Source organism: Flavivirga abyssicola (genome assembly GCF_030540775.2).
Classification (GTDB): domain Bacteria; phylum Bacteroidota; class Bacteroidia; order Flavobacteriales; family Flavobacteriaceae; genus Flavivirga; species Flavivirga abyssicola.
Genome location: NZ_CP141266.1, coordinates 1613377 through 1639782, shown reverse-complemented (window position 1 = coordinate 1639782; position 26406 = coordinate 1613377). Strand labels below are relative to the sequence as shown.

Here is a 26406-nt window from a genome sequence, read left to right as displayed (position 1 = left end):
AATCAAAAAAAATGAAAAAATTATTAATATACATATTCAGTTCACTACTTTTTGCAGTTATTATAACCTCATGCGTTGATGATGATGCAGATCCAACCATCGTAAGTACGTCCGATTTAACTCTTGAAGCTTTTTCATCCGTTATTGTAAATGATACCATAGGTACCGTTTTTGGAACCTCTAATGCAGGCTCTGTTAACTTTTCAATTCTTAATCAAACGCCCTCTGGAACTCTTAAAATAGACGAAAACGGGAATTTAATAATTGCAGATGCTGCTCCTTTTACGGCAGGTAATTCAACTATAAATGCAGAAGTTGTTGTTAGCAAAGAAAATACCCAAAAAGTTGCCAATATAGAAGTCATAATTTTAACCTGTCCGGAAATTACACCGTTTGTAGGAACAGATTTAATTTTCACATCATCGTTTTCAGATGTTTCTTTTGTTGAAGGAGAAGCTCAAACAGGAAACACTTGTGCGGTAGTATATACAGGGACAGATCCGTTGTTTACTTTTCTAGACTGTGATACAGAAACATCCATTACTGTTTTATTATCACCTTCGGTAGATGATCCTACCATAGGAACTTTAAATATAAAAAGACAAGCTTATGGTTGTTCAGATACCGATAATGGGTTTGAAGTAGAAGGAGAAGGTGAATATGACGTTGATGCTAAGCTATTTACATTTGATTATACCTTGTATTTAAATGGTACAGAATGGGATACCGGTTCTGCAATAGTCTCAAATGAAAGTGACGGTGATAATGATGGCGATGGAATAACAAATGGTGATGAGCGTGATAATGGTAGTGACGAAGAAGACCCTTGCGATCCGCAACAACCTGTGGGTTATACAGGTTATGATCCTGATAACTTTGTATGGGGAGATGCAGATTGTGATGGGGACGGTCAATTAAACTTTGATGAGTTTGAAAACGGAACAGATCCCTATGAGTTTTCTGCTGGGCCAATAGATACAGATGGAGATGGCGTTAGTGATGATGACGAAATACTTAATGGTACAGATGAAAATGATCCTTGTGACCCCGCTCAATCATCTGGTTACACAGGGTACGATAATACCAATGCTATTTGGTTAGCAGCAGATTGCGATAGTGATGGGATTATTAATGATGATGAGGACTTTGATGGAACAGATCCATATACAGCAGATGGCTCATGTACTAATAATGCAGATACGTTATTATGGGAAGGAAACCTAGTATCTGAAGATGATTTAGCCACTACAAGCACTGCAGTAGGAACTTCGGGATGCGGAACCTTAGACCTAACAGGAGATTGGGTGCCTGTCTTAAGTTGTGCAAGCGATTTACCTAACTCAAGAATAACTTTTACACCTGATGTTTCTGATGATGGAACAGGTACAGTAGCATTAGAACGTCAAACATACACACCATGTGATGGTATAGCCTATGAAATTGAAGGCTCTGGTACTTATGATGAAAATCAAAGCCTTATAATTATTAATTGGAAAGTTTTTGATATTGATTTTTCTACAACAGACCCAGAAATTGAAGGTACAACAGAAATAAAACCAGAGTAAAAAATAGTACCCCAAATCGATTATAAAATTAGGCTAAAATAATTTGAATTATACCCAGTCAAGCTAAACACTTGGTTTTCGTTAATATCAGTCATAAAAATAAACTCATTATTGGCCTAATTTTATAATCGATTTGTATTAGCACTCTAATGCATAATTCGGGTTAAACTAAAAAAGGTTTACCATAGACTCTAGAAAAAATATTAGATTTATTTTTAATAATCACTATAAATCGTTGGTTGTATTTGCCAGTACATTCTTGTTAGATATTCAAGAGTGTGAAGATGTCGTTCAAAATGTGTTTTTACAATTATGGGAATCCAAATTAGTTTTTCCAAATGAGATGGCTTTAAAATCGTATCTATATACTACTGTAAAAAACAAATGTCTCAATAAAATAAAGCACGAAAAGGTTAAAAAAGCCTATCAATTTCATAATAAAGAACAAAAGGAAGATCATGTTTTTATTAATGAAAATATGATTGTACAAGAAAGTGCCAGTATACTTCATAAGGCTATTTCTATTTTAAGTCCGCGTAAAAAACAAATCATAGAATTAGCTTTAAAAGGATCATCTAATGTAACCATAGCAGAAAGATTAGGGATTAAATTAGAGACAGTAAAATCACTAAAAACAAAAGCTTATAAGTCACTAAAAACTTATTTAGAGAAAACAATTTAAAATAAGAAATAACCATTAGGCAAGCCCAGGCCCTTCGTAAGAATAAAGTACAAAAGCTTCGAAACCCAGGAGCATGGTATTGGATGGCGCATTGGCGCGACATCGAAGTTTTGTGCTTGGTTCTTCTTGAGCCTAAGCAAAAGAAGAAATTCCTATCGAAGGGGCGTCTTTTCTTTTGTTACTTTTCTTTGGACGGGCAAAGAAAAGTAAATAATGAATCTTGTTTAAAGATGTGGGGACACTATAGTTGTTGGTCTACCAAGCCAAAGGTATGGCAGACAGGAGTGGGAATCTAAATAACAGAATTTCTTGTAACGAAATACCCCTTTATAGCTTTGCCTCGAGGATAGTTCGTTACAAGAAATTCTTTATTTGGTATTAGGCCTTTATTTAAGAAATTATGGCATCTATTTTGCAAATAGTATCTTTGTAAGACCAATTAAATACTATGAAATTATTAAAACGAATATTATTTTTATGTTTAATATCTCTAGTGATGATGAGTTTTTCACAGTGTGCTAGTACATTTAAACTTCAAGATTCAGTACCATTAGAAATAGGGCAGGTTTATCATCAAAGTTGGGTAGCAGGTGTAAAAGGAGGCGGTTCTGGTATTAATGTTTTTATTCCTTTATTATCAAATTCTAAAAACATAGTATTAGACAGTATTTATTTTAGAGGAAAAGCAGTGAAGTTAGAAAAGGATAAGATGCTTTATATTGGACGTTATGCATTATCGGCAAATCAAAATAAAGATATTATAATGAGCAGTGATCCAATTGCCGAATATGGTAATTTAGTCCCTGAAATCCCTAAAAAAATACCTTTTGAACTAAAAGAAGATGAATGTGTGGTTAGCTATAATGAAGGTCATAAAATTAAATACTACAAGATTTCTAATATTATTGAACAAGAGTCATTAAACTATCCCAGTGCACCTCAAAACAGCCAATAACTTATCTTTTGGTTTGCATTTGCTAAAAACGTATTTTTAGCGGAATAAAAAACGAATCGTTGAGCGCACTTAAATCATTATTTAAACAAACATTTATTTACGGTTTAGCAACAGTGCTCCCTAGAATGTTGAGTTTTTTATTAGTAAGATTACATACCGACGAAAGTGTTTTAGAATCGGTTGCAGATTATGGAGATGTTTCTTTAATATATTCTTATTTTGTTTTATTTAATGTCATTTTAGCTTATGGCATGGAAACCGCTTTTTTTAGGTTTTATAATAAAGAAAAAGAGAAATCTAAGGTTGTAGGTACGTCTTCTATATCTTTAATTATAACCTCTTTTGGCTTTTTTGTTCTTGCTTTGATGTTTAAAAATCAAATTGCGAGTTTTATTGATATTAAAGAAGAATATATTCATCTAGTTATTTGGATTTTGCTTCTAGACGCCTTGGTAATTATTCCTTTTGCATGGTTGAGAGTTAACCTGAAACCTCTAAAATATGCTATTATTAAAATATTAAATGTAGCGATTAACCTTGGGTTAAACCTGTTTTTACTCTTATGGTTAAAAGATTTAGCTTCAGAATCATCTGTTTTTGCAGCCATTTATAAGCCTAATTTTGAGGTTAATTATATATTTATTGCAAATCTAGTTGCGAGTGCAGTAACACTGCTCATCATGTTTCCTTTTTATTTTAAAATAAAATTCACATTTAGTAAAGTCCTTTGGAAAAAGATGATGCGTTACGCGTTTCCAATTCTTATTGCAGGCGTTGCTTTTTCTATAAATGAAACTTTTGATAGAATTTTATTAAACAGCTTATTACCAGAAGATGTTGCCAAAACCGAAATAGGAATGTATTCCGCGTGCTATAAATTGGCACTGTTCATGACTTTATTTGCTACAGCATATCGCTTAGGAATAGAACCATTCTTTTTTAGTCACGCAAAAACAGAAAATCCTCAAAAAAACTATGCAAGAATTCTAGAATATTTTGTCATTTTTGGCTCGGCTATTTTGCTTACGGTTGTTGTTTTTGCAGACTTATTAAAAGTAATTTTCATTGGAAATGAAGCTTATTGGAAAGCCATGTGGATTGTTCCAGTTATTTTATTAGCTAATTTTTGCTTAGGGATTTATCATAATCTTTCCGTTTGGTATAAAATAACAGATAAAACTAAATTTGGAGCTTATATATCAATCTTTGGAGCGCTTTTAACCTTATTCCTAAACTTTTGGTTAATTCCAATTATTAGCTACAAAGGTTCGGCAATTGCCACATTAATAGCTTATTCAATAATGATGTTGTTATCTTATTATTTTGGAAGAAAGTATTATCCTATTCCTTATAATCTCAAAAAAATTGGACTTTATTTAATTCTTTCTATTGGTTTATCAGGGCTGTCATTCTATCAATTTAGATCTAATTATATAATGGGAATATCAATGTTAATTGTATTTTTGGGCATTGTTTATATTTCCGAAAGAAATCAAATAAAACAATTATTAAAACGATAACATGCAAATTAAGATAATAAATAAATCCAATCATGCTTTACCAAATTATGAGACCATAGCATCAGCAGGTATGGATTTAAGAGCAAATATTTTAGAATCCATTACGTTAAAGCCTTTGGAGCGCACAATCGTTAAAACGGGTTTGTTTATTGAACTTCCTATAGGGTTTGAAGCCCAAGTACGCCCACGTAGTGGTTTAGCAGCAAAAAAAGGAATTACCGTTTTAAATGCTCCAGGAACGGTAGATGCCGATTATAGAGGTGAAATAGGTGTGATTTTAGTAAACCTTTCAAATGAGGATTTTACTATTGAAAATGGGGAGCGTGTAGCACAATTAGTGATAGCAAAACATGAACGGGCCGAATGGATAGATGTAGAAGAATTATCTGAAACATCGAGAGGAGAAGGTGGATTTGGAAGTACGGGAGTTAAGTGATTAACGATTTATGAAATATAGCATTCGTTTATTTCTAGCTCAAGGAGCAAAATCCTTAAAAAAGAAAAAATAAGTTACATGGTCAGGTTGAGTCTTTCGCTTATGCTCAAAATAAGCTAAAGTCGAAACCTAGTTTTGAAATAGAAATTTAATTAAAAAGATTCCCTCTTACGAGGGAATAAAAAAAGGTTTAAATGAAAATAATAGTACCAATGGCAGGACGAGGATCTCGTCTACGCCCACACAGTTTAACAGTTCCAAAACCATTAATTCCAGTAGCAGGACAACCTATTGTTCATAGGTTGGTAAAAGATATAGCTAAAGTTTTAAAACAACCAATAGAAGAAATAGCCTTTGTTTTAGGTGATCCGGCGTGGTTTGGCGATGATGTCGTGTCGAGCTTAGAAGATTTAGCAAAAGGTTTAGGAGCTAAAGCTTCTATTTATCGTCAAGATCAACCCTTAGGAACTGGTCACGCCATTATGTGTGCAAAACCATCACTCTCTGGTCCTGCTGTTATTGCATATGCAGATACACTCATTAGAGCTGAATTTGATTTAGACGCAACGGCAGATAGTGTTATTTGGACAAAACAAGTAGAGAATCCCGAAGCTTACGGTGTTGTTAAATTAAACGAAAATAACGAGATTGTTGAGTTGGTTGAAAAACCAGAAACCTTTGTGAGCGACCAAGCAGTTATTGGAATTTATTATTTTAAAGATGTGGCCGTTTTAAAAGGAAAACTACAAGAAATCCTGGATGAAAATGTTATGAATGGTGGGGAATACCAAATTAATGATGGTATTAAACGAATGATGGCCGAAGGAAAAGTATTTAAAACAGGAACCGTTGATGAATGGATGGACTGTGGTAATAAAGCGATAACCATTGAGACGAATCAAAGAATGTTAAGCTTTTTAAAAGCAGATGGCGATGAACAATTAGTATCAGCATCAGCAAAATTGGATAATTCAACTATCATAGAACCTTGTTTTATTGGTGAAAATGTTATTCTTAAAGATAGTACAGTTGGTCCTCATGTATCTATAGGGAATAATAGTGTTATTGAAAATTCAAGTGTTAAGAATAGTTTAATTCAGACAAATACCACAATTAAAAATGCTAATTTAGATGATGCCATGATTGGTAATCATGTTAAATATGATGGTAATTATACGTCTATTAGTATTGGTGATTATTCTGTTTTGGAATAATTCCTGCGGAAGCAGGAATCTCATGATAGAAATGTATGAAACAATGGTATGTCTATATCATGACAAATAAGCCTGAAGGGGTAATATATATTGGCATAACAGATAATATAGAAGAAAGAGTTAAAGAGCATAAATTAAAAATCTATCCAAAATCATTTACTGCAAGATATAATTGTGATAAATTGATTTATTTTGAAGCTTTTAAAAATGGAAACGTAGCAGAAAAAAGAGAAAAGCAATTTAAAAAAAGGAAAAGAGATTGGAAAATAAAACTGATAGAAGACATGAATCCAAGTTGGTCTGACCTAAGTATCAACTGGAATTTAAATTTTTGATAAATTAATATAAAAACAATGAGTTTCCTGCTTATGTAGGAATAAGTTTAATTTAAAAGATACCTGCCTATGCAGGCATTGTATGAAGTATAAAATCTACATATTTTTTTTAGTCTTCGGAATATTAATCTTTCCACAGGTGAATTACGCACAAGTAGATTTTAACAAGAAACCTGATGATGATTTAGGTAACGTAGAAGATAAGTTTCAAGAATCTTTCTACGAAGCCTTAAAACAAAAAGGTATTGAAAATTATGATAGGTCTGTTGAAGCACTTTTAAAATGTATAGAATTAGACAACTCTGTCGCAGTTTTGTATTACGAATTAGGTAAGAACTACAAAAAGCTTAAAAACTTTGGTGCGGCAGAAGAAGCTTTAAAAAAAGCGGTTAATAAAGACCCAGATAATGAATGGTTTTTAGATGAACTATACGGGTTTTATGCATCGCAAAACGATTATGATAAAGCTATAAAGACGATCAAGCAGCTTGTTAAATACCATCCAGACTATAAAGAAGATTTAGCGTCCCTTTATCTTAGATCAAAGAAGTATGATGATGCTTTAAAACTTTTAGACGAATTAGATTCTGAATTTGGAATTTCATTGTCCCGTGATGCGATGCGTAATCAAATTTATAAAGCAACAGGGCGTAAAAAAGATCAAATAAAGAATTTAGAAAAACGTGTTGAAAATCACCCTGATAAAGAATCCAATTATCTGGCTTTAATTTTCCGTTATAGTGAAAATAATGAAAAAGAGAAAGCCTTTGAAACGGCTAAAGAATTGTTAAAGATCAATCCGAATTCGCAATTAGTCCATTTGGCTTTATATAAATTTTATTTAGACGATAATGATGCTGAAAAAGCTATTGAATCTATGAAAATTGTTATTAAAAGCAATGAAATAAAACCAGAAGCAAAACTTAAAGTATTAACAGATTTTGTAAGTTTTGTTGGAAAGCATCCAAAATATGAAGCCGATTTGGTAGAAGCTACTGCCCTGATTGATAACCGCAGTAATAGTAAAACACTTATTGAATTAGGTCAGTACTATTTAGCTAAAAAGAATAAAGGAAAAGCTTTAGAATATTTTGAAGCAGCATTAAAATTGGAGGCAAATAATTTTGGTGTTTTACGTAATGTATTGTTACTATATATAGATTTACAAAAGTATGACTCAGCTAAAGAAAAAAGTGATGAAGTACTTCAAAAATTCCCGTCTCAACCTTTGTTTTACTTAATAAACGGTGTTGCTTTAAATAAATTAAACCAACCTAAAGAAGCAATAGAAGCCTTAGAGACAGGTTTAGATTATATTATTGATGATACTAAAATGGAAGCCGATTTTTATAATCAGTTAAGTAAAGCCCATAGTTTATTAAACAATACAGCTAAGGCAAAAACGTTTAGTGATAAAGCAAAACAATTAGAAAGTTCAAATTAATGAAAATACGCTCTCAACTCACTTTAGTTCTTTTAGTACTATTAATATTTAATTGTAAATCGTCAAGGACCATTGTTGCCGGAGAAGCTAATTACAAGCTTTCTACCAAACAATTAATAAAAGAAAATGCGAAACAGGCACCAAGTTTTAAAACACTTAGATCTACTCTTAAAATAACATATGTACAAGGAGAAGATTCGCAAACCCATTCGGTAAGTTTTAGAGCTAAAAAAGATGAAGCTTTATGGATTAGTGCCACATTTTCAATAGTAAAAGCATTGGTTACACCAAAAAAAGTTAGTTTTTATAATAAGTTAGATAATACTTATTTTGATGGTGATTATAAATATTTGAGTGATTTATTGGGAACCGAATTAGATTTTCAAAAGGTTCAAAATTTATTATTGGGGGAAACGATATTCGATTTAAAAGAAGGAAATTATAAAGCTTCTGTTGATGATAAACTCTATATCCTTCAACCTAAAAAACAACGTGAGCTTTTTGAAATATTCTTTTTGTTAGACCCATCACATTTTAAAGTAAAATCACAGCAAATTTCGCAACCAAAAGAATTTAGACATTTACAGATAGATTATTTATCGCACCAAGAAGTTGAGAAACAAATTCTTCCAGAAAAGATAAAAGTAATCGCTTTGGAGACTAATCAAGAAACGATTATTAATTTAGAATTCAAAAATGTTAGCCTAAATGAAGAGTTGCGATTTCCATTTAAAATACCATCAGGTTTTAAAGAAATAAAGCTTTAATGCTAAACAAGAAATCTACATATACAACAGTATTTTTTCTGGCGTTTCTGCTATGTGGATCTTTTGTTTTTTCTCAGAATAATAAACAAAAGCAACTAGAAACACGACGACAAGAATTACGTAGAGAAATTCAGAAAATTAATGAGTTACGTGCTGAGAACAAGTCTAGAGAAAAATCGCAAATATCATTAATTGAAGATTTTAATTATAAAATAAGCGTGTTATCTAACCTTATAAAGGTTACTAATCAACAAGCTAATTTAATAACACGTAAAATTAATTCAAACCAAAAGAAAATAGGCACACTTAGAGATGAATTAAAGCAGTTAAAGGAAGATTACGCTGCTATGATAGTAAAGTCTTATAAAAGCAAAAACAAGCAAAGTAGAATCATGTTTTTGTTGTCCTCTAATGATTTTAAACAGGCTTATAAACGATTACAGTACATAAAACAATATTCAGATCACCAAAAACAACAAGGGGAAACAATAAAGGCCAAAACGCTAGAATTACAGAATATAAATAGAAGCTTACAAGATCAAAAAGAAGATAAAAAAAGATTGATTGCTGATAATAAAGTAATTCAGAAAACATTAGAAACAGAACGCAAGGAGCATGAAGTTTTAATGAAATCAATAAAAAAGAACTTATCATTATATGCGTCTCAAATAAGGAGAAAACAGAGAGAGGCCGATAGAATTGATAATGAAATAGACCGTATTATTAAAGCAGCTATAGCTAAGTCTAATAGAAAAGCCGGAAAAGTGGCTAGTTCAAAAAGTTTTGCTCTTACAGCCGAAGAAAAAGTTTTAGCATCTAAGTTTATAGCAAACAAAGGTAAGTTACCATGGCCAGTTGAAAGAGGCGTTGTAAGATTAGGTTATGGGACACAAAGACACCCTATAGATAAATCATTAACAATTAAGAGTCATGGAGTCCGTATAGCTACGCAAAAAGGAGCTAAAGTAAGAGCTGTTTTTAACGGTGAGGTAAGTGAAATACTTAAAATGAAAAATGTAAATCCCATTGTGATGATTCGTCATGGCGATTATTTAACGATATATAAAAACTTATCTAGCGTTAATGTGAAGAAAGGGGATAAAGTATCAACCAAGCAAGTTATAGGTAATGTGTTTACAAATCCTTCAAATGGAGAAACAATTTTAAGTTTCACAATCTCTAAAGGCACAAAAACAGAAAACCCAGCTTCTTGGATTTATAAAATGTAACTTTTTATTCCGTTTTCAATATTTTTTCCATTTTGTAATCCTCAACAGAATGTCCATTAGGGAAGGAATTTACAATCGATTCCACTATTTTAAATCCGTTTTTTAGATAAATATCAATCGTATTTTGGTTTTGTTGGTTAACAATTAGCTCAATTTTTTCAATTCCTTTATCCGTCGCAAATCTGTTAACATATTCCAACGCTGTTTTTCCGATTTTCAGTCCGCGAAACGATTCCAGAATATAAAGTTTGCTCAAAATCAATTTTTCATTCAGTTTTTGAATTCCTAAATATCCTACATTTTTAGAGTCAAACTTTAAGAGAAAATAGCTGAAGTGTTCATTTTCAATTTGGTTTGCAATTGCATTTTCCGATTGGAATTCTGTCAAAAAATAATCAGTATGCTCAGCCGGAATTATTGGGTCGTAAACTTCGTGTAAAATTTCGGCTGCTAATTTTTTGATGATTCTATAATCACTTCTATCTTCTGCTTTTTTAATTTCAATCATCAATTTTCTCAAATATTTACCAATAGTTTAGGCTATGATTTCGTTGTGGAATCATCCGCAGAATTATTCTGTCGAAATCCAGTCGTTTGATTAATACTTTTATTTTGGGATGCCACAAAACCACAATGAATTATAGTCTTGCACAACGATTATCTTTGTTAACATTAGTTATTTTCCCCCAATGCTCATTACTTCTTCCAATAATGGTGGTAATCCGCTCGGGTTTATATTATCATTATTCCAAAAACTCAAAACACAGCTTACATAATTGTCTCGGATTTTTTCTGAAACATAATAAATAGTCAAGTTTTTTCCGCCAGACATAGATGTTAAAAGGGATTTTACTCCCGTAAAGTCATACAAGACTTTTTTTGCTTTTGTTTCAATTCCTTCAAACAAAATTTCAACTTCTTCTTCTAAAATTACTTTTCCGCCATTTTTTATTTTAGTTGCTTTTAATTGATTTTCGATTGATAAATCAGAACTTTGTTTAGTCTTATGTACAGACCAATTCATTTGTCCATAATAAGGACACTGAATATTATTTATATTCATCCAATTGCAACTACCCCCTAATTCAATTTTTCGTCCAGCAAAATTGATTTTATCAGTTTTTAAATTACTAAAGCAACTTTTAGGAATTTCATCACTCAAAATTAATTCAATCATTTTTCTTTCAAATTCAGGGCTGTTTTTGTAATAATAACCAAACCAAAAAATAGAAATACGATTGTCTTTATTTTTAACAAAATAATTGACACTAACCGAGACTAAACCATTATCTAACTCTTCTCGTTTGACAACCTTATAATTTTCATAGCTTAATTGCTTATCTGTTTCAATTAAGATATTTTTATTGATTTTGTTCTTGCGGTATGTTTTTTTGAGATTTTTGTCATTGAATTCTGAAGAAATTGTTTGTGAGGTAAAATCAATTCCATCAACATTGTAAAATGTAGTACCGTTATTGTGAATAGCATTCAATCTATTAAAAAGGTCTTCGTTTTGAGCAAAACTAATTTGGAAAACGAAAATCAAAATTATTAGAAGTAGTTTTTTCATAGTTGTGGGTAAAAATCATATAAACACATTTTATGGAGTTTATTCCCTAATATTTCTGGATAAATGTAATAAAGGTGCGTTTATTTCTAATATGCAAACCAAATATAAGAAATATCAACCCTTAAAAAGTGGTGTAATTTCAAATCAATAAAAGCAACGAAGTATAAAAAATGTATTTAAGTAAAAACTTGGATGTGATTTTATTTGCTAAGTTTTAAGACTTGCATAACTGTCACCAGTTACAAACTGGCGGTAGCAGAGCTGGCTTTTCTATCCAGTTATATTCTTAAATTTATTATCGTTTGGGTCCAAACCTAAATTTAATTCCAATGTTCTTTCTCCTAGTTTTTCGTCCTTAATTTCAGGGTAATAAATAGAATAATATCTTATAATTACCCTAAAACCTAATACTTCCTTTCCAATCGGAAGATTCTTATTATTTAAGCTATCATATTCAAAATATGCTATTCCATTTTCGTCAGGATGAATTTCTGAAAAGCCAGTATATGCTTTCCAACCTGCGGTTTTGTGATTTTTTTCTTTACTATCCCAAATCACAGATAAATAAGGTCGTATCATTATCGGAACATTATTTTTAAAAGTCATTTTGATAAAAAGCTTGTTATCGCGATTCTCTAAATAGAAATCGACTAAAGGCGGTGTGTTTTTTAATTTTTCGAACGCTTTTTGTTTATTTTTCCTTTCGGTTTCTTTTTTCTCTAATTCATTTATTTTTTTCTCTTTTTCTACTAAATCATTATTTATTATTCCAAATTTGTTGGATACCTCTTCAATAATTTCTATTGCAGAAGATTTGGTTTGGTGATTAACTAAATAAATAATTTCGTCTTTATTTAAATTTGAATTATTTATGATTTCGGCTCTTGAAGCACTATCTAAAGAATTTAAATGCTTAATTATTTTTTTACTGTTTTCAAAAGCTAATTTAGTTCTACCTTTTTGAATAAAGTATGTTCCAAGTCCTGTACCTAGAATCATAATTAATATTCCTCCAATAATTTGTCCATTCATAATATCGATATTTTGCCCTACTTGCTGCTAACGTCTAGTATAAGATTAGTTGCGGATTTTAAGTACTTAACTCAGCAAATACAAACCGACTAGAAAATCCGCGAGGATTTTCGTAAGTAGGCTTGAACCAGCAATTAATTTTATACCCTGTTGTATGCCGTTTTATTGTTTTAATTTCAAATCCCTAAAAATTTCTTTAAACATCTCTCCTGGGTCAACGTCCAATGCCAAAGCAATTAAGTATAGTTCCCAAGCTCTAAGTTGAGTAGAAGGATTAAGGGTAAGTTCACTGATTCTAGATTTACTAATTCCAGTTTTCTTCGAAATCCCAGCTTTACTTGCCGATTTTTTGGATAAATACTGTCCGAGTTCTGTCATGCTTTTTTCGATTTTCGCTATTCAAATTTAGTTCTTTCATGTTTTAGTTTAGAATATCTGGATTATAATTTTGATTTATTACAGAAAATAATTACTTTAGTCCAGAATTACGAACTATAGTTTTTAAAATCTAAACAAATTAATATGAGCAAAAGATATACCAAAGCCGATTTAGAACAAATTGTTTATAAGCAATTAGAAAATTTAAACGCAATGCACGATTTATTGGGAATTATGAAATACCAAAATGATTTGATTTACAATATCAATCAGACGTTAAGAGAGGAAATCGGTCAATTCAAAAAACAACAGGTGATGTATCCAACAAGAAGAAATCCAAAACCAAAAATCTAATGTGGTCGGTTTCTTTGCAATGGCATACGACCTTTATTTAAGCTAAAAACAGCAGTTATTTTTAACATCGATACTGTTTTATATTCAATCAACTAATGTTCCTTTTAAAGTATTCAGTAGTTTATGCAGTCGAACGTCTTTTAAGTCCGAAATTATATATTCTCGATATAATTTGTCTGCATCCCGAAAAGTAACTTCATATTCATTAAAATTAATCGTTTCTATTTTTATGTGTTTTTGGTCAGTCCGTAATCCAAAATCTACAGAACGAGAAAAAATCAGCGTAAACATTGAAGTTCCAATTCGGAAGTGTTTCCATTCGTCATTTTCTCTCATTTCAGAGATTAAGTTACGAATCGGTATCAATTTGTCAAATCCACCATTATTAATCAGCATTTGGAATCGGTCAAAAGTTTCTGTCCAAGATTTTTCGAAGCGACTTATTATTTCTTCAGTTCTGCTGTTCATTGTTTGGTCAAATGGCGCACAACAATTGTATAAACGCACTTTATGGAGTTTATTCCCTAACATTTCTGGATAAATGTAATAAAGGTGCGTTTATTTCTATTATATACAAACCAAATATAAGAAATATCAACCCTTAAAAAGTGGTGTAACTTCAGATCAATAAAAGTAACGAAGAATAAAAAATGTATTTAAGTAAAACTTAGATGTGATTTTATTTGCTATTTGTGAAGTTTCGGCTTACATAGCAATGGAGTCTTAATCTCTTTTTATTTATACCTAAAACAACAAGGTACTGTTCATTCTTACATCACACTCTGGTACTCCTCAGAATAGGCAAAGTATCTATCTCAATTAATTTACACTCTCACAATTACATACCCCCTTCTAGTTTTCTTATAATGATTCCCATTCCAAAAGTAATAACGTTTCCCTTTAACTTTTACAATTTTGTAATGTCTAGGGGCTTTTTTTACAAGATTAACCTGAGTTGCAGGTTTAGTAACTACGCGAGTACGAGTAACACAAGAAGATAAACTCATTGAGCATAAAACGAAAAATAAAATAATAAAATGTCTCATAGCTTTTTTAGATTTAGTTCTGCTATAAGACTTACTAAAAAGTAAAAGGTTTAATTAAGAAGAAATTAATCGTGACCCTGATAAGTTAAGATTGTTTATTCTGTTCGTTACATTGAGAGTCGTTGAAAGACTCAAGATAAAACTAAGAAGCTTTATTAATTATGAGATCCCTCCTTATGCTTCAATAGGAATGACAAGAAGCAACTACCCTTTGTTATTTATTCAAATAGAGCCTTTAATTCGGTAGCCTCATTTGGCTTTATTTTTCCTGCTAATAATAAACTTAATTGTTTACGGCGTAATGCAGCATCATAACGTTCTTTTTCTAATACAGTTTCTGGGCTTATTTCTGGAATGGCTATAGGGCGTCCAGTTTCATCTACCGCCACAAAGGTGTAAATGGCTTCATTAGCCTTTGTTTTATCACCAGACTCTCTGTCCTCTATCCATACATCTATAAACACCTCCATAGAGGTTTTAAAAGCACGAGACACCTTAGCCTCAACGGTAACAACACTTCCTAAAGGAACGGCTCTATTAAAAGCCACATGATTCACAGAAGCGGTTACTACAATACGTCTTGAGTGGCGTCTTGCAGCAATACTTGCAGCACGGTCCATTCTTGCTAGTAATTCCCCTCCAAATAGATTGTTTAAAGGGTTGGTTTCACCAGGTAAAACCATGTCGGTAAGTATGGTTTTCGATTGTTCAGGAGTCTTTGCTTTCATTACATGAATTTAATAATGCAGCAAAGTTAAGTATTAAAGCAGTAAAATATTAGTGAATTTGTAAAAACTAATCTAGTTTTCTAACATCCAACCAAGCATCTCTGTTATGCGTGTTCTTGATGGTTCTTAAAGCCTTTAAAGCCTCGAGTCTGTCTTCGTAGCTTGCATAAACAACCTGATGTAAACCATATCTGTTAACACCAATTTTTCTAGCACTAAAACCTTCCGCTTTAAGTTGTTGTACCTTTTTATCGCAGTTTTCTTCAAACCTAAATGCACCTGCAATAATATGATAATTACCAGTCTGTTTGGTTACATTTAAAGTAATGGCAGGAAACGGGTTTAAATTAAATGTTGCCTGTTGTATTTTAGTATCCAATTGTTGTGTCGCTTCCTCTTGTGCTAATTGGTTATGCTGCTCAATTTGATTTACATAATAATTAGCTCCTCCAAGACCACCAAGTGTTAAGGCTACTAAAGCAATTGCAGCATATTTTAAATATGATGGTGCTGTTTTACGTTTTTCAGGAGTAACAGTAATAGGAATTACTTTTTCAATGTTTTTAACTTCTTCTTTGTAAACCTCACGAGTTACTTTTGGTGATACAAATTGAGACAATCCAAAAGAATCAGTTAAATAGTTGAGGTGATTCGATGGTTCAAACACAATTTTGCCTTCACCATTAAAAACAATGTCTCCAATATTTTTGAAAGTGAGTGTCTCGCCTTGGGTTAAATAATTCTTTAATGCGTGTACTCGCTTTTCAATTTTTTTACTGGCAACCTCAAAAGGAATTTTTTCTACATCAGCAATATAATGTGCTAATAAACCATCATTTTTTTGAATCTGCTCATTAAACGACACTGTCTTACTAGGTGGATAAAAAGCATTAGTAGTTCCGTGAATGGTTGCAGATACACGTTGTGTTAAAAAAGCACCAAACTCAGGAATGGTAACACACTCATATCTATATAATAAATCGCTTATGTAGGTCTCTAGTTGCATAGAAACAAAGTTAAAAAATTATGCTTTTATATAAAATTTAGACAGAAGTATTTATTAACAGTATAAAAATTCTTTTATTGCAGCTTTAAAATCAATGATATAGCATGACAGAAAATGATTTGTTTTATACTTTGGCTTTGCAACATGTACCAAATATTGGGGATATAACAGCCAAGCGGCTTATCTCACAGTGCGGTACTGCCGAAGCCGTTTTAAAGGAAAAGAAGCAAAATCTGCTTAAAATTGATGGCATAGGCAGTGTTATTTTAGGAGATTTATTCGAAACATATCATTTAAAAGCTGCGGAAAAAGAAATAGATTTTATAAGGACCAACGACATTAAAGTGTCTTATTTTAAGGACGAAAGCTATCCTGAAAAATTAAAACATTGCATTGATGGCCCTATTTTATTGTTTCAATCTGGACGTATTAATTTAAAACAACAACATATTATTAGTATAGTTGGAACCCGGAAAATAACAACTAGTGGCATCGCATTTTGTGAAACATTGGTAGAAACTTTAGCACCCTATAACCCTATTATAGTTTCTGGTTTTGCTTATGGAACAGATATTACAGCACATAAAGCAGCCATTAAAAACAACTTACAAACAGTTGGTTGTTTAGCACACGGTTTGAACCAAATTTATCCTAAAGTACATAAAAAATACATGGTCGATATAGAGAAAAACGGAGGTTTTTTTACCGATTTTTGGAGTAGCGATACATTTGATAGAAATAATTTCTTGAAAAGAAATAGAGTTATTGCGGGTTTAAGTGAAGCAACCATTGTTATAGAATCTGCTGAAAAAGGCGGAAGTTTGGTTACTGCAGATATTGCAAATTCTTATAATAGAGACGTATTTGCTGTTCCGGGAAGAACTACAGATAGTCAGAGCATAGGATGTAATAATTTAATAAAGCATCAAAAGGCGCACATGCTTACGACACCTTTAGATATCCCTTATATTCTTAATTGGCAATTAGAAAAAGACAAGGAACCAGCCATACAAAAGCAATTGTTTGTAGAGTTGGATACTACAGAAAAAACAATCTATTCGTATTTAAAAGAAAACGAAAAACAACAACTGGATGTTATTGCTATTAATTGCAATATGCCTATTTTTAAAATAGCGAGTGTATTACTTAGCATGGAGCTCAAGGGAGTTATAAGACCATTGCCTGGGAAATTATTTGAAGTTGTTTAATTCCTGCCTTACTGAAACGAGTTCAGTACAAATCGCAAGAATGACAAATGCAAGTTAAATAAATTTGATAAGATGCATGGGAATATGTTAATACCCTACCTTTTCACGCACTCTACTCAAAACAGTATTAGCCACTACTTTTGCTTTATCAGCACCTAAAGCTAAGGCTTTATCAATTTCATTGAGATTATCCATATAGTAGTTATAACGTTCGCGTTGTGTCGCAAATTTTTCAATTATCAATTCAAACAAAGCTTGTTTTGCATGTCCATAACCATAACCGCCATTTTCATAATTAGCTTTCATCGTTTCAATTTGCTCGTCGTTAGCTAATAAACTATAAATAGCAAAACAATTACAGGTTTTCCAGTCTTTTGGTTCTTCTAATGGTGTACTATCCGTTTGAATACCCATTATTTGTTTGCGTAGTTTTTTATCGGCTAAAAATATATTGATAATGTTATTTCTACTTTTGCTCATTTTTTCACCATCGGTTCCTGGAATGAGTTTTGTATGTTCTTGTATTTTTCCTTCAGGTAATACAAAAGTGTCACCAACTTTAGCATGAAAACGAGACGCCACATCGCGTGTCATTTCAATATGCTGTAGCTGGTCTTTTCCAACAGGAATAATTTCGGCATCATACAATAAAATATCGGCAGCCATAAGCATGGGATAGGTAAATAATCCGGAGTTTACATCTTCTAGTCTATCCGCTTTATCTTTAAAACTGTGCGCTAATGTTAAACGTTGGTAAGGAAAGAAACAGCTTAAATACCAAGATAATTCAGTAACCTGCGGAATATCACTTTGTCTGTAAAACACTGTCTTTTCTATATCTAAACCAAAAGCTAACCAGGTAGCAGCTGTAGAATACGTGTTTGTGCGTAATGTTTCAGCATCTTTAATCTGAGTTAAAGTATGCAGATTTGCAATAAATAAATAGGAATCGTTTTCAGGGTTATTAGCCATTTCAATAGCCGGCATAATAGCTCCTAAAATATTTCCTAAATGTGGTGTTCCTGTACTCTGTATACCTGTAAGTATTCTTGCCATAATATTTCCTGCTAAAGCAGGAATCTGTTTTAATTAAACAATGCTGCGAAAATACGTATTTGTTGCACAATAAAAAAAGTGGCATTAGCCACTTTTTAATATATAATTTATGTTAATAGCTATTTTTTTAATAAACCAGCAATAAAGAGAATTACCGAGGCACCAATGGCTCCAGTTAAAATATCACCGATAACACCACTCATTAAAGAAATGCCAAGTTTTGCAAAAAGCCAATTACCAACAATACCGCCAATAATACCAATTACTATGTTAAAAAGAACTCCGAAACCACCACCTTTCATTAGCTTTCCAGCTAACCAACCAGCGATACCTCCAATTAAAAGTGAATAAAGTAAAGACATAATTTTAATTGTTTTAAAGTTAATATGATTTAAATATAATCAATTTATAATAGTTATTTTTGAAGCTTATGATAGTTTTCAAATACATTTTTTGGGTATTATATCGTATTTGGTTTTACATACTTGTAGGGGTGCCCATACTTATAATGTTTCCAATACTTTTAATTTCTATTTTAAAAGAATCATGGTATCCGTTCTTTTTTAAGATTGCCAGAGTTTGGGCAAAAATGATTTTAATAGGTATGGGATTTAGATATCGTATTGATCGAGAGCAAATACCTGAAAAAAGTAAAAGCTATATGTTTATAGCTAATCATACCTCAATGGCAGACATTATGCTTATGCTCGTCGCTGTTAAGAACCCATTTGTATTTGTTGGAAAAAAAGAACTTGCTAAAATCCCACTGTTTGGTTTCTTTTATAAGCGTACATGTATTTTAGTAGATAGAAGCTCACCAAAAAGTAGACAAGCTGTTTTTTTAAGAGCCCAACGTAGATTACGATCTGGCTTAAGTATTTGTATTTTCCCTGAGGGAGGTGTGCCAGAAGAGGATATATATTTAGATCAATTTAAAAATGGTGCTTTTAGGTTGGCAATAAACCATCAAATACCTATTGTACCATTAACTTTTGCAGATAATAAAAAACGATTTTCGTATACGTTTTTTAGCGGTAGCCCAGGAAAAATGCGTGTTAAGATTCATAAATTTTTATCTACAGAAAATTTAAATATTGATAATACCAAGTCTTTAAACGACACGGCTAGAAATATTATATTGAAGCAATTACAAAGCTTTAATAAATAAAAAACTGCTCAGGGGAAGAGCAGTTTTTTTTCGATATTGATTTTTGAGCTTAATAAAAATCAATATCCAGATCTAACCAAAAACCTAGAATTTAATGGCGAATCCTGTATAAACCCCTATAAAGAAAGGTTTAAAATCGCCAGATGTATTATTAAAGGTGTTAATTTGATATTTGAACATAGGTTCTAAATTCAAGTCTATTTTTTTAGATACTTTATAATTTAATCCTAGTCCTAAATTAGCACTATAACTTACCTTATTTATATTGTTAGCCTTACCTAAAAGGGTTCTGCCACCTTCTTGTGATTCTGAAAAAATCTTGTTATCACTTAAAAAGAACGAACTAAACCCTCCGATAAGATTAACACCTAATTTTTTATCTGAAAGTGCGTATTGAATCTCTAAAGGAATTTCTATATAACCTAAATCTTGATTAATAGAGCTATTAGATGTTGGAAACGCTTCGGGAATATCACTTGAATTGAGGCTCTCTCCACTAAAAAGGGAGACCGTGTTATCTGGTGAGGCACCACTATCGCTACTAGCGTTTTCGGTTTTTATCGTGTTGACATTTTGAAGTGAACGACTACTTGAAGATACACCTACAACTTGAAAAGAAACAATGTCATTGGTGCTATAACCTAAATTAACTTTATTAATACCAGAGCGAATACTTAGTTTTTCGTTAATAGCATAACTGGCAGAAATACCATAACTCATATTAAGTTCACCACTTTTAGAGTTGTCATTGAATTGGGGGTCTATAGAAGACCCTTTGCTAAGCGTATTAAAATAAACAGGCGCAGCATTTGGGGAGATACTCCACCTATTTACGTTGTCATCTTCTTTAATAATGTCTTTAGTTTTATCTATTGCTTCTTCTATGGTAAGACCGCTTTTTTCTTCTTCACTAGTTACGGTTTCCGTATTATTTTCTTCGGTTTTTGCTATCGCAGTGTTATTTTTTGAAGCATTATTAACGATCTCTTTTGCTCGTTCCTTACCAATTAATAATGCTTTGTCTTGTTGAATTTCTTGATTGTTCTTTTCAGAATCTGAAGCAATAACAGCGTTGCTCTTTAAGGCTTTTTGGAGTTTATCTGCATTTTTATTTTCAGACTTATCCGCAAGAGTAACATGGCTTTTAGGTTCGTTAGCAATTTTATTAGTATTGTTTTCTCCCTTAGAATTATTTGCAACGGCATGGTTTCTTTCAGCATTTAATAACTTGTTGATGGCATGCTCTTCTCTATTAGTTATAACGTTAGCTTCTTTTTCTTTCTCATTATCATTTCTTGATGCAGGTGTTTCTACAATTGATGATTCTTTTGAATTAATTATTCCCTGAGATGAAAGATTTTTTTGTTGGGGAGTATTATTACTACTAGAACTTTTGTTTTCGTTAGAGTCAGTATTAACAATAGCATCATTGACGCCATTCAAGTCAATAGAATTATCTTTTTTAGAATTTGAAGGAGGCGTGTCTTTTGTATCGACTACTTGATCGGTTTGGGTTGTATCAGAATCATTAAAATAAAGACCACCAATAGTTAATAAAAGTAATAATAGTGCAGCAACACCAGCATAGCGCCACCAAATAGGAATGACACGGCGTTTTTTCTTTTTCTGGTTAAGTTTAGCCTCTATATGTTCCCAAACAGCATCACTAGGTGTGGCTTCAAAATCTTTAAAGCCTTCCTGAAACAATCTGTCTATATGTTTTTTATCACTCATTATAATGATTGTAAACTTTGCATCGTCTTATAATTCTCTATAGTTTCCTTTAAACTAAGTCTGGCACGAGCCAAATTAGATTTTGAGGTTCCTATATTTATGTCTAGCATATCTGCTATATCTTTATGTGAATAACCATCCAATACATATAGGTTAAAAACCAATCTATATCTGTCTGGTAATTCTTGAATAATTTGTAAAAGATAATCGATGGATACTGTATCTTCATCAACTTCTAATTCAACATCTTCAATTATATTTTCATTTATTATATCAAAAACCTTTTCGTTTCTGTATCGTTGCAATACAGTATTTATAGTAATACGTTTTAACCAACCTTCAAAAGAACCTTTATTTTTATACTGTTCAATTTTTTTAAAAATTGTTAAAAATGCGTCTTGCAGATTATCTTCTGCTTCGACACGATTTCGCGAATACTTTAAACATAAAGAGAATAGTTTACTCGAAAAGAGTTTGTATAATTCTCCTTGGGCTTTAGTATCATTAATTTTACAATTTTCTATGAGTTGGTTTAAACTCAAAATTAAACATGTATTAAATTAAAAGTGTTATTCAACTACTGGCACCTCAATTGTTAAAAACTGATCTTCTCCATCGGTGTTCTCACCTTGCCAAAATTTAAAAATATAAGAACCATTACTTGTAACTATAAAGTTGAAAGTCGATTCTACTAATTCATTGTCTAAGGTTTCACAATCATCCCTCTCAAAAAGATAATTTATAGGAGCAACGGTGCGTTGATTATTCTCTTTTAAATAATAAAACTCTTTGAATGTATGACAAGTTGTGGGTCTAAGATAAGAAACAGTAATCGGATATGTTTCTCCTAACATAAACTCATCAGGAATCTCAACACTTTCAACGGGTAAAATTTCAAAGCTAAAATTTGGACCATCATCATCAATACTACATGATGCAAATAATAGCGCCATAAAACAAAAAACAAAAACTTTTTTCATAGCAATAAAAAATTTAGGGTATTATACATGTTCGCACTATGTAGATGCGCAAGGGATAAAAAGGTTGCGTATAAAAATAAAAAATCCCGAATTAACGGGATTTTTTTAACTATTCTGTTACTAATTTTCTAACTTTTCCTTCGAGTTCGTCCATGAGCTCGGGGTTATCTTTTATGAGTGCTTTGACGGCATCTCGCCCTTGCCCTAGTTTGGTGTCTTCATAACTAAACCAAGAACCGCTTTTCTTTACAATTTCAAACTCTACAGCCAAGTCTAAAACTTCACCAACTTTAGAGACACCTTCGCCATACATAATATCAAATTCTGCCATTTTGAAAGGAGGCGCGACTTTATTTTTAACCACTTTTACTCGGGTTTTATTACCAGCAACACTTCCATCAGTTTCTTTAATCTGAGTTGAACGTCTAATGTCTAATCTAACAGAGGCATAGAATTTTAAGGCATTACCACCTGTAGTAGTTTCTGGGTTGCCAAACATAACACCAATTTTTTCACGTAATTGGTTAATGAATATAACAGTACAATTGGTTTTACTAATAGAGGCTGTAAGCTTTCTTAAAGCTTGAGACATTAAGCGAGCATGTAAGCCCATCTTAGAGTCTCCCATTTCACCTTCAATTTCACTTTTAGGTGTTAATGCAGCTACAGAATCGACCACAACAATATCAATAGCCCCCGAGCGAATTAAATTATCGGCAATTTCAAGAGCTTGCTCACCATTATCTGGTTGCGATATAATTAAGTTGTCAATATCTACTCCCAGCTTTTCGGCATAAAACCTATCAAAAGCATGTTCAGCATCAATAAAAGCAGCAATGCCTCCAGCTTTTTGAGCCTCAGCAATAGCATGTAATGTAAGGGTGGTTTTACCAGAAGATTCTGGACCATAAATTTCTATAACACGTCCGCGTGGATAACCCCCAACGCCTAAAGCAATATCTAAACCTAAAGAGCCAGATGAAATGGCTTCTACATCTTGTACGGCTGCATCGCTCATTTTCATTACAGTTCCTTTGCCGTATGCTTTATCTAATTTATCTAATGTAAGTTTAAGTGCTTTTAATTTAGCTTCTTTTTCGCTGCTCATTTATAAATTTTTTTTCTGAAGTTATGCTTGCTAAAATACTATATCTTTTATGATGATACAATAATAGTTTTCAACATAAATTTAGAAATAAAAAAGGCCTCTTTGCTAATCTAAAAAATAAAAACAAATAGCATAACGCAACCTTTCAGCATATTTTACATCTATTAAATAGAGTGGGAAATTTTACTATGGAAAAGAATTAAATGAAATTTTTCAAACAAACAATTTTAATAAACGTATTAGGTGTTCCAGTTGCTATTATTGTAAATAGTAATTGTAAAGCCGATGGTGGCTAAAACCGTGATATATTAGTTAGAAAAAAATAAATTAATATTTTAACCACGGATTAGTCAAGAAAAAGCACTTTATTAAACATAAAGCACTTTTTTTATTAGTGAAACTCAAGTTTTAGGAGTTATTAAACGAACTAAAACTTGTAAGTTGAATTAATCCCGCTTTTTCAGCGGGATCTTAAAATTGATACCTCAAAATTCACTTTGTAATTAAAACTTGTAAGTTAAACCTTCTTGTCAGTGGTTATCATGTTTACATATTTATAAAGAAGACACGAATTATTCTAGTTAAGTAAATTAGTGTCTAAACTCTTTTATTTGGTTATTATACCTAATCATTTTTGCTTACATATGGTAGTTATAAGAGCAGGTTTTTTTAAGTATAAATACCGTAAAATCTACCATTAGGAATTTACTTTCTCACTTCTGTATAAAATTGTACTTTTGCACTTAAGTTTCATTTTTCTTCCCTTTGGGAAGGTTATGATGGGAATTCTTTAACCTTATAAATTAGTATAGCATGCAACTGTACAATAAATTAAGCGCAAAAGAAAGAGCAGAATTAATTGATAAAGCAGGAAAAAATCGATTAACACTTTCTTTTTACCAATACGCCAAAATTGGCAATCCACAAATTTTCAGAGATCATTTGTTTATTACTTGGGACGCATTAGATGTTCTGGGTAGAATCTATGTGGCTCACGAAGGCATTAATGGTCAATTATCATTACCTGCCGATCGCTTTAATGAGTTTAAAGCCCATTTAGATACGGTATCATTTTTAAAAGATATTCGATTAAATATAGCGGTAGAACAAGATAATAAATCGTTTTTAAAGCTAAAAGTAAAGGTGCGCAACAAAATTGTTGCCGATGGTTTAAATGATGATACGTTCGATGTCACCAATAAAGGTGTTCATGTTGGGGCAGAACAGTTTAATAATCTTATAGAAGATGAAAAAACAGTTTTGGTAGATATGCGTAACCATTACGAAAGTGAGATAGGACATTTTAAAAATGCCATAACGCCAGATGTAGATACTTTTAGAGAATCTTTAGATATCATAGAAGATAATTTAAAAACACATAAGGAAGATAAAAACCTTGTTATGTATTGCACAGGAGGGATTCGTTGCGAAAAAGCAAGTGCTTATTTTAAGCATAAAGGATTTAAAAATGTCTATCAATTAGAAGGAGGTATTATTGAATATACAAGACAAGTAAAAGAAGATAACCTAGAGAATAAATTTTTAGGTCAGAACTTTGTTTTTGATGATCGTAGAGCAGAACGTATTAGTGATGACGTTATTGCGAATTGTCATCAATGTGGAAATCCGTTTGATGTACATACCAATTGCGCTAATGAAGCTTGCCATTTACTGTTTATTCAATGTGATTCTTGCAAAGAAGCGATGGAAAACTGTTGTTCTACTACGTGTATGGAAATAAACAGGTTGCCTTACGAAGCGCAAAAAGAATTGCGTAAAGGACAAGGAAATAGTAATGATATTTTCAAAAAAGGACGTGCAGATCATTTACCAAACGAAAAGGGTTTGAGGAATATTTTTGAGACTTTAAAAAAAATAGGATGAATATTTATAAGCTTTTAAAGCTCAATAGAAAGATTAAAGGTCATAGGTTAAAGTTCTTTGCTATATGGTTACTTCATGTTTTTAATAAACGTTATTTGGCCGTAAATTTAGATCCTGTATTAGCTTGTAATCTACGCTGTAAAATGTGCTATTTTACAGATAAAGAATATGTAAAAAAACTTAAAGGTCAATTTAAAGAAGAAGATCTTGATTTAGTGGCAAAAAGAATATTTAAGCGTGCTCTTAAGCTTCAAATAGGTTGTGGGACAGAGCCCACCCTTTACAAAAAATTATCTGATATTGTAAAATTAGGGAAAGAATATAAAGTACCTTATATCAGTTTAACAACGAATGCTAATTTATTGAATGAATATAAAATTCAAGAGCTTTTAGAAGCTGGGTTGAATGAATTTACTATTTCATTGCATGGAGTAACTAAAGCAACTTATGAAAGCTTTATGAAAAAAGCAAGTTATGAGAAGTTTCATGAAGTATTCAATACATTTAAAAAGTTAAAGAAAAAATATGATTTTCACGTAAGAATAAATTATACATTTAACAAAGATAATTTCTATGAATTGAGTGATTTGTTTGAGCATTTTGATGGAGAAAGTTTTGATATTCTTCAGGTTAGACCAATTAGAAAAATAGGGAATACGGAATATAATGATTTTAATTTGGATAATATAAGAGAGGATTATCCAAAATTAATTAAACAAATAAAGGAAAAATGCGTAGCAAATAATATAACGCTTTTGGCTTCAGATAAAATTGCTAAAAGAAATAGTGTAAATAGCTCAAGCTTTATATATGATTATACGTTTTGTTACATTTCACCAGATACTTTTTGGAGAGAAGATTTTAATTGGAGAAAAGAAACTTTTAATGAATATGCTAAAAAAAATGGATGGGGAAAGAAACTGCTTTCAAACATTTTTAAGTCTAAAAAAGAGTTAACGTCTTTTACCAATCGTTTAAATTACGAAATTGAACTGAATTAAACACAT

At 31.7% G+C, this 26406-nt stretch carries 29 protein-coding genes; 15 read left to right on the top strand and 14 right to left on the bottom strand.

All coding sequences use genetic code 11. From position 1 onward, the window contains the following. The first annotated feature begins 11 nt into the window (after window positions 1-11). The 10 genes from Q4Q34_RS06865 (at window position 12) to Q4Q34_RS06820 (ending at window position 10147) form a co-directional block, all read left to right on the top strand. Window positions 12-1565 carry a hypothetical protein gene (locus Q4Q34_RS06865; RefSeq protein ID WP_303316522.1) on the top strand — a complete coding sequence of 518 codons (1554 nt, stop codon included), beginning with the start codon at window positions 12-14 and terminating at the stop codon, window positions 1563-1565. Between the two features lie 184 nt (window positions 1566-1749). Then, window positions 1750-2247, top strand: coding sequence for a sigma-70 family RNA polymerase sigma factor (locus tag Q4Q34_RS06860; RefSeq protein ID WP_330444609.1), 498 nt, complete (start codon window positions 1750-1752; stop codon window positions 2245-2247). A 448-nt stretch (window positions 2248-2695) separates the two neighbouring features. Continuing rightward, a complete protein-coding gene (locus Q4Q34_RS06855; protein WP_303316521.1) occupies window positions 2696-3202 on the top strand; it encodes a hypothetical protein in 507 nt (168 codons plus the stop codon). A gap of 59 nt (window positions 3203-3261) precedes the next feature. Further along, window positions 3262-4722, top strand: a complete 1461-nt coding sequence (locus Q4Q34_RS06850) for an oligosaccharide flippase family protein (protein WP_303316520.1) — start codon at window positions 3262-3264, stop codon at window positions 4720-4722. Window position 4723: 1 nt separating this feature from the next. Further along, complete coding sequence (dut, locus tag Q4Q34_RS06845; protein ID WP_303316519.1) at window positions 4724-5158, top strand: dUTP diphosphatase; 435 nt, start codon at window positions 4724-4726, stop codon at window positions 5156-5158. 194 nt (window positions 5159-5352) lie between these two features. Continuing rightward, window positions 5353-6372 carry a sugar phosphate nucleotidyltransferase gene (locus Q4Q34_RS06840; protein ID WP_303316518.1) on the top strand — a complete coding sequence of 340 codons (1020 nt, stop codon included), beginning with the start codon at window positions 5353-5355 and terminating at the stop codon, window positions 6370-6372. Window positions 6373-6407: 35 nt separating this feature from the next. Further along, window positions 6408-6707 carry a GIY-YIG nuclease family protein gene (locus Q4Q34_RS06835; protein ID WP_303316517.1) on the top strand — a complete coding sequence of 100 codons (300 nt, stop codon included), beginning with the start codon at window positions 6408-6410 and terminating at the stop codon, window positions 6705-6707. A 139-nt stretch (window positions 6708-6846) separates the two neighbouring features. After that, window positions 6847-8151 (top strand): tetratricopeptide repeat protein, encoded by a 1305-nt coding sequence (locus tag Q4Q34_RS06830; protein ID WP_303316516.1) that lies wholly within the window; start codon window positions 6847-6849, stop codon window positions 8149-8151. After that, a complete protein-coding gene (locus Q4Q34_RS06825) occupies window positions 8151-8918 on the top strand; it encodes a DUF4292 domain-containing protein (RefSeq protein WP_303316515.1) in 768 nt (255 codons plus the stop codon). The genes Q4Q34_RS06830 and Q4Q34_RS06825 overlap by 1 nt, the downstream gene beginning before the upstream one ends. Further along, window positions 8918-10147, top strand: a complete 1230-nt coding sequence (locus Q4Q34_RS06820; RefSeq protein ID WP_303316514.1) for a murein hydrolase activator EnvC family protein — start codon at window positions 8918-8920, stop codon at window positions 10145-10147. The genes Q4Q34_RS06825 and Q4Q34_RS06820 overlap by 1 nt, the downstream gene beginning before the upstream one ends. Window positions 10148-10151: 4 nt before the next feature. Here Q4Q34_RS06820 and Q4Q34_RS06815 read toward each other — a convergent pair whose 3' ends face one another. From Q4Q34_RS06815 to Q4Q34_RS06800, 4 genes are all read right to left on the bottom strand, one after another. Next, window positions 10152-10655, bottom strand: a complete 504-nt coding sequence (locus Q4Q34_RS06815; protein WP_303316513.1) for a GNAT family N-acetyltransferase — start codon at window positions 10653-10655, stop codon at window positions 10152-10154. 168 nt (window positions 10656-10823) lie between these two features. Next, complete coding sequence (locus tag Q4Q34_RS06810; protein WP_303316512.1) at window positions 10824-11717, bottom strand: hypothetical protein; 894 nt, start codon at window positions 11715-11717, stop codon at window positions 10824-10826. A 270-nt stretch (window positions 11718-11987) separates the two neighbouring features. Continuing rightward, the gene (locus Q4Q34_RS06805; protein ID WP_303316511.1) at window positions 11988-12749 is read right to left on the bottom strand and encodes a hypothetical protein; all 762 of its coding nucleotides are present in this window, start codon (window positions 12747-12749) and stop codon (window positions 11988-11990) included. A gap of 162 nt (window positions 12750-12911) precedes the next feature. After that, window positions 12912-13127 carry a helix-turn-helix domain-containing protein gene (locus Q4Q34_RS06800; protein WP_303316510.1) on the bottom strand — a complete coding sequence of 72 codons (216 nt, stop codon included), beginning with the start codon at window positions 13125-13127 and terminating at the stop codon, window positions 12912-12914. A gap of 144 nt (window positions 13128-13271) precedes the next feature. Here Q4Q34_RS06800 and Q4Q34_RS06795 point away from each other — a divergent pair, with 144 nt between their 5' ends. Continuing rightward, window positions 13272-13481, top strand: a complete 210-nt coding sequence (locus tag Q4Q34_RS06795; protein WP_135876091.1) for a hypothetical protein — start codon at window positions 13272-13274, stop codon at window positions 13479-13481. A gap of 84 nt (window positions 13482-13565) precedes the next feature. Here the strand turns inward: Q4Q34_RS06795 and Q4Q34_RS06790 are convergent, their stop codons facing one another. From Q4Q34_RS06790 to Q4Q34_RS06775, 4 genes are all read right to left on the bottom strand, one after another. Then, on the bottom strand, window positions 13566-13949 hold the full coding sequence (locus tag Q4Q34_RS06790; RefSeq protein ID WP_303316509.1) for a hypothetical protein: 384 nt from the start codon (window positions 13947-13949) through the stop codon (window positions 13566-13568). A 356-nt stretch (window positions 13950-14305) separates the two neighbouring features. Further along, window positions 14306-14488 (bottom strand): DUF6515 family protein, encoded by a 183-nt coding sequence (locus tag Q4Q34_RS06785; RefSeq protein WP_330444608.1) that lies wholly within the window; start codon window positions 14486-14488, stop codon window positions 14306-14308. Between the two features lie 257 nt (window positions 14489-14745). Beyond that, a complete protein-coding gene (locus tag Q4Q34_RS06780; RefSeq protein ID WP_303316508.1) occupies window positions 14746-15255 on the bottom strand; it encodes an acyl-CoA thioesterase in 510 nt (169 codons plus the stop codon). A gap of 67 nt (window positions 15256-15322) precedes the next feature. Beyond that, the gene (locus tag Q4Q34_RS06775; RefSeq protein WP_303316507.1) at window positions 15323-16261 is read right to left on the bottom strand and encodes an HU domain-containing protein; all 939 of its coding nucleotides are present in this window, start codon (window positions 16259-16261) and stop codon (window positions 15323-15325) included. A 104-nt stretch (window positions 16262-16365) separates the two neighbouring features. Between Q4Q34_RS06775 and dprA the strand changes: the two genes are divergently transcribed. Beyond that, window positions 16366-17469 carry a DNA-processing protein DprA gene (gene dprA, locus Q4Q34_RS06770; RefSeq protein WP_303316506.1) on the top strand — a complete coding sequence of 368 codons (1104 nt, stop codon included), beginning with the start codon at window positions 16366-16368 and terminating at the stop codon, window positions 17467-17469. Between the two features lie 87 nt (window positions 17470-17556). Here the strand turns inward: dprA and trpS are convergent, their stop codons facing one another. Together trpS and Q4Q34_RS06760 are read right to left on the bottom strand one after the other, a co-directional pair. Then, the gene (gene trpS, locus Q4Q34_RS06765) at window positions 17557-18525 is read right to left on the bottom strand and encodes a tryptophan--tRNA ligase (RefSeq protein ID WP_303316505.1); all 969 of its coding nucleotides are present in this window, start codon (window positions 18523-18525) and stop codon (window positions 17557-17559) included. 119 nt (window positions 18526-18644) lie between these two features. Beyond that, window positions 18645-18887, bottom strand: a complete 243-nt coding sequence (locus Q4Q34_RS06760; protein WP_303316504.1) for a GlsB/YeaQ/YmgE family stress response membrane protein — start codon at window positions 18885-18887, stop codon at window positions 18645-18647. A gap of 68 nt (window positions 18888-18955) precedes the next feature. On the opposite strand from Q4Q34_RS06760, the gene Q4Q34_RS06755 reads away from it, so the two are divergent. Continuing rightward, window positions 18956-19693: a lysophospholipid acyltransferase family protein gene (locus Q4Q34_RS06755; RefSeq protein WP_303316503.1), complete on the top strand. Its 738-nt coding sequence runs from the start codon at window positions 18956-18958 to the stop codon at window positions 19691-19693. A gap of 84 nt (window positions 19694-19777) precedes the next feature. On the opposite strand, the gene Q4Q34_RS06750 is transcribed toward Q4Q34_RS06755, so the two are convergent. The 4 genes from Q4Q34_RS06750 to recA all read right to left on the bottom strand — a co-directional run bounded on the left by Q4Q34_RS06750 (window position 19778) and on the right by recA (window position 23515). Further along, entirely contained in the window at window positions 19778-21427 is a 1650-nt protein-coding gene (locus Q4Q34_RS06750) for a hypothetical protein (protein ID WP_303316502.1), read from the bottom strand. Then, window positions 21427-21969, bottom strand: coding sequence for an RNA polymerase sigma factor (locus Q4Q34_RS06745; protein WP_303316501.1), 543 nt, complete (start codon window positions 21967-21969; stop codon window positions 21427-21429). Before Q4Q34_RS06745 ends, Q4Q34_RS06750 begins: the two co-directional genes overlap by 1 nt. A gap of 27 nt (window positions 21970-21996) precedes the next feature. Further along, a complete protein-coding gene (locus Q4Q34_RS06740; RefSeq protein WP_303316500.1) occupies window positions 21997-22407 on the bottom strand; it encodes a hypothetical protein in 411 nt (136 codons plus the stop codon). A 109-nt stretch (window positions 22408-22516) separates the two neighbouring features. Further along, a complete protein-coding gene (gene recA, locus Q4Q34_RS06735; RefSeq protein ID WP_303316499.1) occupies window positions 22517-23515 on the bottom strand; it encodes a recombinase RecA in 999 nt (332 codons plus the stop codon). An 813-nt stretch (window positions 23516-24328) separates the two neighbouring features. Between recA and trhO the strand changes: the two genes are divergently transcribed. Together trhO and Q4Q34_RS06725 are read left to right on the top strand one after the other, a co-directional pair. Further along, a complete protein-coding gene (trhO, locus tag Q4Q34_RS06730) occupies window positions 24329-25399 on the top strand; it encodes an oxygen-dependent tRNA uridine(34) hydroxylase TrhO (protein WP_303316498.1) in 1071 nt (356 codons plus the stop codon). Continuing rightward, window positions 25396-26400 carry a radical SAM protein gene (locus tag Q4Q34_RS06725; protein WP_303316497.1) on the top strand — a complete coding sequence of 335 codons (1005 nt, stop codon included), beginning with the start codon at window positions 25396-25398 and terminating at the stop codon, window positions 26398-26400. The genes trhO and Q4Q34_RS06725 overlap by 4 nt, the downstream gene beginning before the upstream one ends. Window positions 26401-26406: the final 6 nt, after the last annotated feature.

What these genes read in the sequence shown, in the direction of transcription:
- Q4Q34_RS06865 (WP_303316522.1), top strand. Translation starts at nt 12, where the DNA reads ATGAAAAAATTATTAATATACATATTCAGTTCACTACTTTTTGCAGTT.
- Q4Q34_RS06855 (WP_303316521.1), top strand. Translation starts at nt 2,696, where the DNA reads ATGAAATTATTAAAACGAATATTATTTTTATGTTTAATATCTCTAGTG.
- dut (WP_303316519.1), top strand. Translation starts at nt 4,724, where the DNA reads ATGCAAATTAAGATAATAAATAAATCCAATCATGCTTTACCAAATTAT.
- Q4Q34_RS06840 (WP_303316518.1), top strand. Translation starts at nt 5,353, where the DNA reads ATGAAAATAATAGTACCAATGGCAGGACGAGGATCTCGTCTACGCCCA.
- Q4Q34_RS06835 (WP_303316517.1), top strand. Translation starts at nt 6,408, where the DNA reads ATGAAACAATGGTATGTCTATATCATGACAAATAAGCCTGAAGGGGTA.
- Q4Q34_RS06825 (WP_303316515.1), top strand. Translation starts at nt 8,151, where the DNA reads ATGAAAATACGCTCTCAACTCACTTTAGTTCTTTTAGTACTATTAATA.
- Q4Q34_RS06820 (WP_303316514.1), top strand. Translation starts at nt 8,918, where the DNA reads ATGCTAAACAAGAAATCTACATATACAACAGTATTTTTTCTGGCGTTT.
- Q4Q34_RS06815 (WP_303316513.1), bottom strand. Translation starts at nt 10,655, where the DNA reads ATGATTGAAATTAAAAAAGCAGAAGATAGAAGTGATTATAGAATCATC.
- Q4Q34_RS06810 (WP_303316512.1), bottom strand. Translation starts at nt 11,717, where the DNA reads ATGAAAAAACTACTTCTAATAATTTTGATTTTCGTTTTCCAAATTAGT.
- Q4Q34_RS06805 (WP_303316511.1), bottom strand. Translation starts at nt 12,749, where the DNA reads ATGAATGGACAAATTATTGGAGGAATATTAATTATGATTCTAGGTACA.
- Q4Q34_RS06800 (WP_303316510.1), bottom strand. Translation starts at nt 13,127, where the DNA reads ATGACAGAACTCGGACAGTATTTATCCAAAAAATCGGCAAGTAAAGCT.
- Q4Q34_RS06795 (WP_135876091.1), top strand. Translation starts at nt 13,272, where the DNA reads ATGAGCAAAAGATATACCAAAGCCGATTTAGAACAAATTGTTTATAAG.
- Q4Q34_RS06790 (WP_303316509.1), bottom strand. Translation starts at nt 13,949, where the DNA reads ATGAACAGCAGAACTGAAGAAATAATAAGTCGCTTCGAAAAATCTTGG.
- Q4Q34_RS06785 (WP_330444608.1), bottom strand. Translation starts at nt 14,488, where the DNA reads ATGAGTTTATCTTCTTGTGTTACTCGTACTCGCGTAGTTACTAAACCT.
- Q4Q34_RS06780 (WP_303316508.1), bottom strand. Translation starts at nt 15,255, where the DNA reads ATGAAAGCAAAGACTCCTGAACAATCGAAAACCATACTTACCGACATG.
- Q4Q34_RS06775 (WP_303316507.1), bottom strand. Translation starts at nt 16,261, where the DNA reads ATGCAACTAGAGACCTACATAAGCGATTTATTATATAGATATGAGTGT.
- dprA (WP_303316506.1), top strand. Translation starts at nt 16,366, where the DNA reads ATGACAGAAAATGATTTGTTTTATACTTTGGCTTTGCAACATGTACCA.
- trpS (WP_303316505.1), bottom strand. Translation starts at nt 18,525, where the DNA reads ATGGCAAGAATACTTACAGGTATACAGAGTACAGGAACACCACATTTA.
- Q4Q34_RS06760 (WP_303316504.1), bottom strand. Translation starts at nt 18,887, where the DNA reads ATGTCTTTACTTTATTCACTTTTAATTGGAGGTATCGCTGGTTGGTTA.
- Q4Q34_RS06755 (WP_303316503.1), top strand. Translation starts at nt 18,956, where the DNA reads ATGATAGTTTTCAAATACATTTTTTGGGTATTATATCGTATTTGGTTT.
- Q4Q34_RS06750 (WP_303316502.1), bottom strand. Translation starts at nt 21,427, where the DNA reads ATGAGTGATAAAAAACATATAGACAGATTGTTTCAGGAAGGCTTTAAA.
- Q4Q34_RS06740 (WP_303316500.1), bottom strand. Translation starts at nt 22,407, where the DNA reads ATGAAAAAAGTTTTTGTTTTTTGTTTTATGGCGCTATTATTTGCATCA.
- recA (WP_303316499.1), bottom strand. Translation starts at nt 23,515, where the DNA reads ATGAGCAGCGAAAAAGAAGCTAAATTAAAAGCACTTAAACTTACATTA.
- trhO (WP_303316498.1), top strand. Translation starts at nt 24,329, where the DNA reads ATGCAACTGTACAATAAATTAAGCGCAAAAGAAAGAGCAGAATTAATT.
- Q4Q34_RS06725 (WP_303316497.1), top strand. Translation starts at nt 25,396, where the DNA reads ATGAATATTTATAAGCTTTTAAAGCTCAATAGAAAGATTAAAGGTCAT.